We start from the raw sequence: 10,465 nt of genomic DNA, 5'->3' as shown, positions 1-10,465 counted from the left end.
AAAACCCTCATTTCAAAAATCGCATATTCCCCCGAAACCATCAAAATTAGCTTCATTTCGCGCTCCGCCGAAGGCGGGCGCGCCACCGAAGAAAACCCAGCCCCGCCATTGGCGGGGCTGGGTTACGAAACCAATTCTTCTCGGAATTTGGAGTTCGCATCGTATTTCGTTGCTCCCGTGGATGGATACGTTTAGAACTCTTAATTGGACCAATATAGCACAGGAGCTTCAGTTTAGTGGTATATCAAATCTTTTCCCTACCTATGTTCTTTCCCAACAGCGACAACGTTAAATATACTTTCAACCATAAAACCAAAAATCCTTCCCGTTCCTGAATAGTCTACTTCCAACAGTTCTGCATCTTCTGGTATATCAACGAATAAAACAGAATAATTACCAGAATTATGCACGGGCTTGCAAGCAATACTTGAGGCATTTTGGTGCCTAAAATGCTTAGTCATGGTCAAAGATATTTTCTTCAGTTCTCTTGTTAACTTTTTAGCTTCTGTATTATCAAGCTTTCCGAGACGACATTGATTACTGTTATAGGGTTCAAAGCTAAAAGTAACCCTTTCGTTCTCATAATCTTTCAGGGCATCTGATACAGCAACAACCTGTGATATTTTGCTGTGTTCGGTATCTAAACCGGCTACATTAGTTGGAAGTTTTTGTCTTGAGTTTTCCTGCATAAAACTTCTGTGCTGTAGTAAGACTAATTATGTTGCTTGAAGATTCTGAAACAGAGATGTCTTTTCTAGCTTCTTGCCAAGGTAATTCGGAGTGAGTTAGAGCTTCAAGGTATTCAGCGTTATATTTCCCGTACACAGACCAAATACTATCAAGTAAATCTGATTGTCTTTTTGAGAAATCAAAAGAAGCAGAAGATGTGTCTATTTGAATGGGGTTAAATTCAAAACTCTTAAATCTTCTATAAACTATTGGGACTGCCGGTCCATGGACCCAAGCTTCTATTCTTTCAGGAAAGAGCTTTTCTTTATTTAGGACAAGAGACCAGACTTGAGCATAATAAAGCAATTTCTGGAGTTTTTTGTTAGTTATGGTCTTCTTTTCCTTGTTTGCCCTGTCTATAAAGTATTCCGCAACAGACAAAGCTGTTACTTTTTTAGTGTCCGCACTCATATAACAATTATAGCTTTTTGACGAAATTTATCAATGAATATATGTTGATAAATAATGTAAACTAAAGTAAAGTATGGATAAAGAAGTAATGAAAGAAATCAAGATAAAAGAGACGCAAGGGATGCGTAAAATAAAGCAGTATTTTGAGGACTTGCAAAGAAACAAACATTTTCTCAAATTTTTGAGACAGTTAAAAAGAGCTTATGCTAAGTCCTTATCTACAGGACCTGAAGAGGAGAAAGAGAGGTTGATTTTTGATAAGTTGATGAAAAATAGAACCGAGTTTGAAGAACTTATTAAAGAGCTTTGTGAAGCAAACCCTCGTCAAAAGATTGATGACATTATTAATTATTTTGCAGAAAGATACGGTATTAGCGAAGAAACGGTGTTCCACCTTTTTAAGTTGCATAGACCGTTGGAAGAAATTAGTGAAAAGGGAATAATAGACATTAAAACAAGTTGGTACGAAGATATGTGCTTTATTTCTGATAGCTATGATGAGCAACTGAATCCTGTTGAACGCCCTGATATATATCCATCTGTACCTATTGAAATTGATAAAAGAAGGCAAAGGCACATTATGATTTATCCTATAAGCATTGATATTCATAGATTTGCGAGTAAAAGGGACATACTGGATTTCATAGAAAATAGATGGGAGGTTATTGAAGATAAATTAAATGTTTATACAGATGAAAAAAAGAAGAGGTTTAGAAAAAGAAAATATGATAGAAAACTCCTTGATTTTATCTGGGAAAATAAGGAACTGAAGTCAAGAGAACTTATTGAACTACTTAATAAAGAGTTTCCTAATCACGGGCTGGTCTATTTTGAAGTCAGCAAGCTAATACAACTTGAGAAAAACAGAAGAAATAGAGATTTAATCGAGGGTCAGTAATTTCTTATACCAAAGTAGTAAAGAAAAGTAACTTGTAGATACAGCCTACAGGTTATTTTATGCAGGGAGAAAACAAAGAAAAACAGGTCCAAAGAATACAAGAAAATATCGGGAATAAACCGGTAACCTATCTTGAATCACAGCAAAATCTGATTGGCTTCTTCTCTATTCTTTTGGATGAAGCTAGAAGGATAAATCCTGAAAAATACTTGGATGGTTATAGGAAAAGCAAATGATTGATACGGTAATACTTACATTATCAAGAGATAAGGTAACAACTCTTGATAACTCATTAAGGCGTTTTCCTGAATGGATACAGCAAAACAAGACTAAAAGTTACACAAAGTGGATAAAAAATATGCCTAAGCAGAAAAAGGAAACAGACCTATATTATCCACGACTTACAGGGTATAAGCGATGGAATAAGGAGAATGTTGAAATGCCTATGATAAATATAGAGTTTTCAGCTCCAAAGCTTATATTTAATAATAATCTTGATGAAGTTGAAGAAAAAGATTTTGATTATGTTGTCAAAACTCTTAAGAAAAAACTACTTGAAATGGGAGAATCGGTGGAGATAAAAAACCTTGAAAATGCTGATATATCAGCCTTTCATCCATCAAAAAATATAGTTTTGTCAGACGGATATAGAGCATATGGTGTATTGAAAGAACTTGGAAAAATAAACCTAACTAAAAAACTTGAATTGACCAAAGTAAATTTTAAAAATGATGGTAAGGCATTACAAATGTACGCTATAAATCACTCAATAGTTTTCTACGACAAGTTGGCAGACCTTAATCAGAATAAGAAAAAGGCGGTTGATGAAGACCAAACCTTATATCAAAGGTCCTTGTTTGAAGAGATTAAGGAGAATCAACCAGCCCTTGAAGTATTGCGTATGGAAATACGCCTAAGTCATAAACAAAAACTTAACTCAATAATGCTGAAGCTCGGTTTCCCAAAGAACCCTACTTTTAGAGAGGTCTTCAGAAAAGATGTATGTCAAAAAATTGTAAGACATTACTGGGATACAATCGTGAAGGGCGAAAACTTATTTCTTTTTGAGCTAGAAAATGGTCCAAGTCAGTTGTTAGCGGATATTATAAGAAAAGAGCCAAAAATAAAACTTAGTAAAGCTATAAATCTAGTCGGGCTAAGTGTGTTATGTAAAGATGCCGGTATCCGTGCCTTACGAGATACTACTGAAAAGCATATAAATCAAAGAAACTGGTATTTAGTAAGCAATAACATAAAATTACTTAATAAAATTGCTGATGGAAAACCTCTTCATAGTTGGGTTAAACAGATAGAAGATACTCTTACTAATTTCGTACCATATCGCACAGGTTCAGGACCGCCTTGAAATGAGGCTACTTTATTACTTAATAACATTAAATAAACTTATGAAAATCAATAAAAACAATCCGAATAAAGACAAAGAGTTACAGACAGAGATAGGCAAACTTTTCGCAAGAGCTTATCACAAGGCTTTATCAGACAATATGAAAAGAGTCTGGGCAAGAAGAAAGTTATCCACTTCGCAAGTTGATGTGTAAACCATTGTAAAGTATAATATAGTTATGGATTCAACTAATAAAAAATATGAGGTTTGGATAGATGACAATTATCACGCTATGATGGACCCTGATAGTTTCCAAAAATACACGGAATTTGATAATGCAGAAGATGCTATAAAGAAATGCAAGGAAATACTACTAGATAGTCTCACTTATCTTTATGAGGATGGAATGACATTGGGTGATGTAATAGCTCAATGGGCTATGTTTGGAGACGACCCATATATTAGAGCCGAGGATTGTAAGTTTTCCGCAAGAGAATTTCTTGATAAAGAGATAGATAAAGAGGCTTATTTTGACGAAATTAAAAAATACAAAAATGCAAAACAAAAATAAAGAATTTTACAAAGCAGAGGATTTAGCAGAGAAATTAGATGTAAATATAATGACCATTTATCGCTATATCAAATCTGGTCGTCTAAAGGCATATAAAATCGGTAAGGAGTTTCGGATAGATAAGAATGAATTTGAGAGATTTCTTAATAGCGTAAAGACAAAATAACGATGAACAAACTCAAACAAACATTAGTAAAAACATTAAAATCAGAACCTTTATTTTTGGATTCTGAATCAGGAGAATTGAATTACATAAAGATAAAAGATTCTGCTGATAGTATTGATAAAAAACTCATTATTCTTCTCGCTGACAACAAGGAATTGAAAGAAAAATTCTTTACTAAAATCAAAGATGTGTATGTTTTCAATATTCAAGGTTTTAAATTCTTCTTGGACGAAAGTAAGGTTGATAATTCATACACAAAGTACGCAAATGAAATTGGTTTAGCTGACAAGAATGGGCTTCTTGAAAATGTAAGTGATGTTGTTCTAGATTTTCCTTTCAAGGATTGTGTATTAGAAGGCGGACAAAGCACAGAAGAAGGTACGGATACCTATTTTGAATACGATATTGTCGTTACTAAAGCACAGGAAAAACAAGGATTGAAAGCTAAGGCATACAATCAAAAAACTACAAAAAGAAATGAAATATTATTCAATCAAATACTTGCACACGATGAAATAGATAGACTCTATGATAGAAAAGCTCTTGTAAATTGGAAACGATTTACTAAAGACAATAAGAAAGACGGAGAAGCTGTGAAAGAAATAAAGCGAGATAAAACAGGTTTAATACAAGAGAATCTGATTATTAAAGGCAACAATCTCCTTGCTCTTCATAGTTTAAAATCTGAATTTGCTGGCAAAATAAAGCTTATCTATATTGACCCTCCGTACAATCCGCCAAGTAGCAATAATACTTTTACATACAACAACAATTTCAATCACTCTACTTGGCTTACTTTTATGAAGAATAGAATTGAAGTAGCTCAAGACCTTCTTTCAGATAAAGGGGCGATGATAATTGCCATTGACGAGAATGAGCAAGCGTATCTTGGAGTATTAATTGATGAATTATTTAAAGGTTATGAGAATCATTGTGTAACTATTGTTCATAATCCAAGAGGTGTGCAGGGTACAAATTTCTCATATACGAGCGAATATGCCTTCTTCATATTTCCTAAAGGAACAAAAACTATTAAAAACCGCAAGATAGTTGAAGAAGATATTTCTTTTTCTAACTTAAGAAATTGGGGTGGTGAATCTGAAAGACACAGTGCTAAAAATTGTTTCTATTCAATTTTAGTAGATAAGTGCACGAAACAAGTTATTGATTTTGGAGATGTTTGTGATGACAAATTTCATCCAAAAATAAACATACACAACGGAGATTTTGTTGAAGTGTATCCTGTAGACAAAGAGGGAGTAGAAAGAAAATGGAGGTATGCAAGACAAAGTGCTGAGGAAATTAAAGATTTACTTGCTGTTACAGAAAAAGACGGTGTTTACGATATTCAAATTGGAAAAGATTTTGGACAGTATAAAACAGTCTGGATTGATAAAAGATATGACGCAAATGAGTATGGTACAAAACTTGTAAAAGATTTAGTACCTGAATCAAACTTCAGTTTCCCTAAGTCTCTATGGAATGTATATGACGCAATTTATGCTGTTATTCAAGATGATACAGAAGCTATTGTTTTGGACTACCACGCTGGTTCAGGTACAACAGGACACGCAGTCCTGAATCTCAATGAAGAAGATAAAGGAAATAGAAAATTCATTTTGATTGAACAAATGGATTATATTCAAACAGTAACCGCTCCTAGAATAAAAGAAGTACTTAAAAGAAGTAAATCTAAAGATGATTTTATCTACCTTGAGCTTGCAAAATGGAACGAAAAAGCAAAAGAAGAAATACAAAATGCAAAAGATTTACCTGCTCTTGTAAAACTATTTGATACTTTATATGAGAGATATTTCCTTAATTACAATGTCAAAATCAAAGACTTCAAAGAAAAGATAACTAAAGAAGAAAACTTCAAAAAGCTTACACTTGCACAGCAAAAGAAGATATTTTTGATTATGCTTGATTTGAATCAGATGTATGTAAATGAAAGTGAAATAGCTGATAAGAAATACGGAATCAGTACAGAAGACCAAAAGTTAACAAAGGCTTTTTATAGCAAAAAATAGTATGGCAGAATTACACGAACAAATAAAAAACGCCATAGACTTTGGTACACTAAAACCTGAAATTTCAAAATATGTTTCTGATAACTTGAAATATGATTTTTTTGACTGGCAAAAAGAAGCTTTTCAATATCTTTTACTTAATGAAAAAAGAGCAGAAGGCAATAACGAACCTACTCACTTGATGTTCAATATGGCAACAGGTACAGGTAAAACACTGGTAATGGCAAGCTGTATTTTGCATTACTACAAGAAAGGATATAGAAAGTTTATCTTCTTTGTGAATCAAAAGAATATTATCTATAAAACTGAGAATAACTTTATTGATAGTAATCATAATAAATATCTATTTGCAGATAAGATTGTAATTGATGATGAAACTATCAACCTTAAAAAGGTTGATACCTTTTCAAAAAATAGTGAAACGATTGAAATAAAACTCACTACTATTCAACAGCTTTATAACGATATTCATATCCAAAAAGAAAATCAGGTATTGCTAGATGATTTGATAAAGAAGGATATTGTAATGCTGGCAGATGAAGCTCATCACTTGAATACAAATACAAACAGAATACAGGATGATTTAGATTTACCGATTGAATTAACGGATAAAACGAGCAAAGAGGAGCTTGAAAAAAAGGGTTGGGAACATACCGTTATAGAATATCTACTAAAAAAGAAAGGTTTAGAAAATAATAAAAATGTACTTTTAGAATTTACTGCAACGATACCAGAAACACCACAAGCAATTGACAAATATAGAGATAAAACTATCTATAAGTTTGGATTGAAAGAGTTTTTATCTGCTGGATATACCAAAGAAATTAACCTGCTCTCTTCTACTCTAGAGAAAAGAGAGCGAATACTACAAGCTCTACTCTTTAGCTGGTATAGACACAAAATTGCTCTTAAAAATGACTTATCAAACTGGAAGCCTGTAATTCTTTTCAGAAGTAAAACTATTGAAGAATCAAAGGCTGATTTTGAAGAGTTTTTGGTAATGGTAAATAACCTTAACGTATCTGATTTTGATTTTCTAAAGAATATTGAGGATAAATTTACTCAAGGCGAAGACGCATACGAACAAGGTAAATCAAGAGTATTAGATTTAATTACTTTTATTAAAAAAGAAGGTATTAATAAATCTGAAATAATTTCTTTTCTCAAAGATAACTTTGCAGAGCGAAACTGTATTATTACAAACTCTAAAACAAATAAGGCAAAGACAAAGGAAAATATTGATGAAGATACTGACAAGCTGTTGAACAATCTTGAAGATAAAGACAATCATGTACGAGCTATATTTACAGTAAGCAGACTGACAGAGGGTTGGGATGTTTTGAATCTTTTTGACATTGTAAGGCTCTACTCAGGACGAGATGAAGGGCACCAAAATAGACAAAGAGTCGCTGGTAAAACTACAGTTTCTGAAATTCAGCTTATTGGACGAGGGGTACGATACTATCCATTTCCATATCAAGACGAAATCAAAAACAAACGAAAATTTGATGAAAATCTTGGTAATGAAATGCGAGTACTTGAAGAGCTTTACTATCACAGCGATTCTGACCATAGATACATTGATGAATTGAAACGAGAATTGAAGAAGAAAGGTTTGATTGATGACGGAAGAATTGAAAAGAAATTCAATATCAAACGAGATTTTGCAGAAAGTCTGTTCTTTAAGAATGTAAAAATTTGGAAGAACGAACAGATAGAAAACCCTGAAAGAAAACAGAGGACCATAGGTTATTTAAAGGATAATCTAGAGCTTAAATTTGATGTAGAAAGTCTTGGAATCAGAGAGCAAGAAATTGACTTTGATAAAGAAGATTCTGATACAGAGCGATTAAATATCAATGATGTAAACAAAAAGACTATCACTAAAACAATCAAAGAATTTGAAAAACACATCTTTGATAAAGCGGTAAATATTAAATCTAAAAAACAAAACTCTCTTTTGCGATTTGAATCTTTGCAACAAGAAATTGATATTGAATCAATGGAAGACTTTAGGATGAAGCTGATTGGGGACTTAAAAATCAAATTAGTAACCGTGAAATCTCTCTTTAATGAAATTACAAATAAAGAAAAGCTAGAAGTACTTCTAAAAGCTCTAGATATGATATTTACAGAGCTTAAACAACATATTAATCCGCATAAAGGTACAGAATTTGAAGCATATAGCTTAGTAGACTTCTTTAGCGAAGAAGTACGCAAGAATGTGAAAAAAGATGAACATAGTCAAAAACTAGAAGATGAATTGAAGTATGAAGATTGGTATGTAGTAGACCAGTTTTATGGTACGAGTGAAGAAAAGGGATTGATTGAATTTATTAAAGATACAATCATTAATCTGCAAAACAAATACAAAGAAGTATATCTTTTGAGAAATGAAGAACAGTACAAAATCTTTGATTTTAGTACAGGTACAGGTTTCCAGCCAGACTTCATCCTCTTTCTGAAAGATAGAACAAACTTACATTATCAAGTATTTGTTGAACCAAAGGGAGATAATCTATTACAAAAGGATGAATGGAAAAATGTATTCTTGAAAGAAATTACAGAAAAGTACTCAAAGAAAAAAGTACTGAAAATTGAGGGTAAGGAATATAATTTGATTGGACTACCCTTGTTTAATCAAAACAATAACGGAGGGTTTGAAGAAGAGTACGATAAACTCATTAATTAATTATATGAAAGCAATAATCTTAGCCAGAGTATCAGACAAAAAACAGGACTCAAACGAGGCTCAAGTTGTTCGTGTTTCTGATTATGTGAAATTTAAAGGACTCACAGCTTGGAAAACTTACGAAATAGAAGAATCATCTACAAAGGGAGACAGAGAGAAATATCAAGAAGCTGTAAAAGATGTCATTGATTCCAAAGAACCTGTTGCTTTAGTGGTTGATACAGTAGACCGCCTTCAAAGAAGTTTCAAGGAATCAGTTCAACTGGATGAGCTAAGAAAGTCAGGAAAACTTGAGATACATTTTTACAGAGAAAATCTCATTTTGAATAAAGACTCAAACAGTTCAGACCTTCTTCGTTGGGATATGGCTGTAATGTTTGCTAGGAGTTATGTACTTCAATTAAGTGATAATGTGAAAAGAAAACAAGAGCAAATGCGTAAAAATGGCGAATGGACCGGTAGACCACCAATCGGGTATGAAAGTGTATACGACACAACTGGTAAAAGGATAGATATTATACCGGACCCACAAAAAGCCCACTTCATACAAAAAATGTTTGAGCTGTATGCTAGAAAAAGCTATTCAACCATAACTCTTAGAGTAGAGATAGCTAGACAGGGGTTAAAGACTGATTTAGGTAAACCGCTTGCACCGAGCCTGATTGACCACATACTCAATAACACTTTTTATTATGGTCTTGCTTATTCAAAGGAAAAAGATATTTCTTGGAATCATAAGTATAAACCTCTTATTACAAAAGAGCTTTTTGATAAGTGTCAGGAAATAAGAACTGGTTGGGGTAAGAAGCCATTCCAGTATGCTTCAAAACCTTTTATATTTAGAGGCTTAGTAAGATGTGCGAAATGCGGATGTTCTATGAGTCCTGAAATAGCTAAGGGTAAGTTTATCTACTATAGCTGTACGAACGCTAGAAAGGGCATCTGTAACAAGAAGGTCTATGTGCCTGAAAGTAGCTTCCTGAAGCCCGTATACGAGGTTTTAAGGGCATTTAACGCTATACCGCAAGCCAAGATAGATGAAATTGTTGAGGGGCTTAAGAAGTCAAACGAGGGTAAGGATTTGTACCATAAAGAAGCTGTGAAGGCTCTAAGACAGGAATATGACACAGTCCAAGCAAGGCTTAGTCGTCTAACAGACTTTTTACTTGATGAGCGTATTACTACGGACGAGTATGATAAAAAACTGAAAGAGCTAAAAGAAAAACAGCACGATATTGATATTCAACTTCAAGACCATACTTATGCAGACGAAAACTACTATATAACCGCTAGCACAATATTAAATCTAGCCAAAGGAGCTTTGGAATTATTTGAAAGCTTAGGTAAAAGTTCTAATGTGCCTAAACAAAGGGACTTATTGAACTTCCTACTTCAGAACTGTGTCGCAAACGGAAAAAACCTAGAGTTTTCCTTGCGTTCTCCCTTTAATCACATACTCACTTTCACTAAACAACCTATCGGGCTCCGCGACCAGGGCTCGAACCTGGGACATCCTCCTTACATTGATCCCAAAATTTCTTAAGGGCATGGACTATATCATCACCCGGAGTGGGTGTAAGGCGCTTCGTCCCGACGTTACGTCGGGACTACTCCCCGAAGGGA

Annotated in this window: 12 protein-coding genes; 10 read left to right on the top strand and 2 right to left on the bottom strand. The window is 33.6% G+C overall.

What is annotated here, in order from left to right:
- On the top strand, window positions 1-195 hold a 195-nt coding region (locus tag Q7J54_00325; GenBank protein MDO8740004.1), incomplete at its 5' end, for a hypothetical protein.
- Between the two features lie 62 nt (window positions 196-257).
- On the opposite strand, the gene Q7J54_00320 is transcribed toward Q7J54_00325, so the two are convergent.
- Window positions 258-689, bottom strand: a complete 432-nt coding sequence (locus Q7J54_00320) for a hypothetical protein (GenBank protein ID MDO8740003.1) — start codon at window positions 687-689, stop codon at window positions 258-260.
- Window positions 655-1,140, bottom strand: coding sequence for a DUF4065 domain-containing protein (locus Q7J54_00315; protein ID MDO8740002.1), 486 nt, complete (start codon window positions 1,138-1,140; stop codon window positions 655-657). The genes Q7J54_00320 and Q7J54_00315 overlap by 35 nt, the downstream gene beginning before the upstream one ends.
- A 73-nt stretch (window positions 1,141-1,213) precedes the next feature.
- On the opposite strand from Q7J54_00315, the gene Q7J54_00310 reads away from it, so the two are divergent.
- The 9 genes from Q7J54_00310 to Q7J54_00270 are packed head-to-tail and all read left to right on the top strand — an operon-like array spanning window position 1,214 to window position 10,385.
- A complete protein-coding gene (locus Q7J54_00310; protein ID MDO8740001.1) occupies window positions 1,214-2,038 on the top strand; it encodes a hypothetical protein in 825 nt (274 codons plus the stop codon).
- A 59-nt stretch (window positions 2,039-2,097) separates the two neighbouring features.
- Complete coding sequence (locus tag Q7J54_00305; GenBank protein ID MDO8740000.1) at window positions 2,098-2,274, top strand: hypothetical protein; 177 nt, start codon at window positions 2,098-2,100, stop codon at window positions 2,272-2,274.
- Window positions 2,271-3,404 (top strand): hypothetical protein, encoded by a 1,134-nt coding sequence (locus Q7J54_00300; GenBank protein MDO8739999.1) that lies wholly within the window; start codon window positions 2,271-2,273, stop codon window positions 3,402-3,404. The genes Q7J54_00305 and Q7J54_00300 overlap by 4 nt, the downstream gene beginning before the upstream one ends.
- 40 nt (window positions 3,405-3,444) lie before the next feature.
- A complete protein-coding gene (locus Q7J54_00295; protein ID MDO8739998.1) occupies window positions 3,445-3,597 on the top strand; it encodes a hypothetical protein in 153 nt (50 codons plus the stop codon).
- Window positions 3,598-3,621: 24 nt separating this feature from the next.
- Entirely contained in the window at window positions 3,622-3,954 is a 333-nt protein-coding gene (locus tag Q7J54_00290; GenBank protein ID MDO8739997.1) for a hypothetical protein, read from the top strand.
- On the top strand, window positions 3,938-4,120 hold the full coding sequence (locus Q7J54_00285) for a helix-turn-helix domain-containing protein (protein MDO8739996.1): 183 nt from the start codon (window positions 3,938-3,940) through the stop codon (window positions 4,118-4,120). Before Q7J54_00290 ends, Q7J54_00285 begins: the two co-directional genes overlap by 17 nt.
- 2 nt (window positions 4,121-4,122) lie before the next feature.
- Entirely contained in the window at window positions 4,123-6,150 is a 2,028-nt protein-coding gene (locus Q7J54_00280; GenBank protein ID MDO8739995.1) for a site-specific DNA-methyltransferase, read from the top strand.
- Window position 6,151: 1 nt separating this feature from the next.
- Window positions 6,152-8,842, top strand: a complete 2,691-nt coding sequence (locus Q7J54_00275) for a DEAD/DEAH box helicase family protein (protein MDO8739994.1) — start codon at window positions 6,152-6,154, stop codon at window positions 8,840-8,842.
- Window positions 8,843-8,846: 4 nt separating this feature from the next.
- A complete protein-coding gene (locus Q7J54_00270) occupies window positions 8,847-10,385 on the top strand; it encodes a recombinase family protein (protein MDO8739993.1) in 1,539 nt (512 codons plus the stop codon).
- Window positions 10,386-10,465 lie beyond the last annotated feature (80 nt).

Source organism: Candidatus Woesearchaeota archaeon (assembly GCA_030651135.1).
Classification (GTDB): Archaea; Nanobdellota; Nanobdellia; order Woesearchaeales; family JACPBO01; genus JACPBO01.
This window is presented reverse-complemented; position numbering and strand designations above follow the sequence as displayed.

Coding starts and splice junctions, on each gene's coding strand:
- Q7J54_00280 (MDO8739995.1), top strand. CDS start 4,123: ATGAACAAACTCAAACAAACATTAGTAAAAACATTAAAATCAGAACCT.
- Q7J54_00310 (MDO8740001.1), top strand. CDS start 1,214: ATGGATAAAGAAGTAATGAAAGAAATCAAGATAAAAGAGACGCAAGGG.
- Q7J54_00285 (MDO8739996.1), top strand. CDS start 3,938: ATGCAAAACAAAAATAAAGAATTTTACAAAGCAGAGGATTTAGCAGAG.
- Q7J54_00305 (MDO8740000.1), top strand. CDS start 2,098: ATGCAGGGAGAAAACAAAGAAAAACAGGTCCAAAGAATACAAGAAAAT.
- Q7J54_00295 (MDO8739998.1), top strand. CDS start 3,445: ATGAAAATCAATAAAAACAATCCGAATAAAGACAAAGAGTTACAGACA.
- Q7J54_00275 (MDO8739994.1), top strand. CDS start 6,152: ATGGCAGAATTACACGAACAAATAAAAAACGCCATAGACTTTGGTACA.
- Q7J54_00290 (MDO8739997.1), top strand. CDS start 3,622: ATGGATTCAACTAATAAAAAATATGAGGTTTGGATAGATGACAATTAT.
- Q7J54_00315 (MDO8740002.1), bottom strand. CDS start 1,140: ATGAGTGCGGACACTAAAAAAGTAACAGCTTTGTCTGTTGCGGAATAC.
- Q7J54_00270 (MDO8739993.1), top strand. CDS start 8,847: ATGAAAGCAATAATCTTAGCCAGAGTATCAGACAAAAAACAGGACTCA.
- Q7J54_00320 (MDO8740003.1), bottom strand. CDS start 689: ATGCAGGAAAACTCAAGACAAAAACTTCCAACTAATGTAGCCGGTTTA.
- Q7J54_00300 (MDO8739999.1), top strand. CDS start 2,271: ATGATTGATACGGTAATACTTACATTATCAAGAGATAAGGTAACAACT.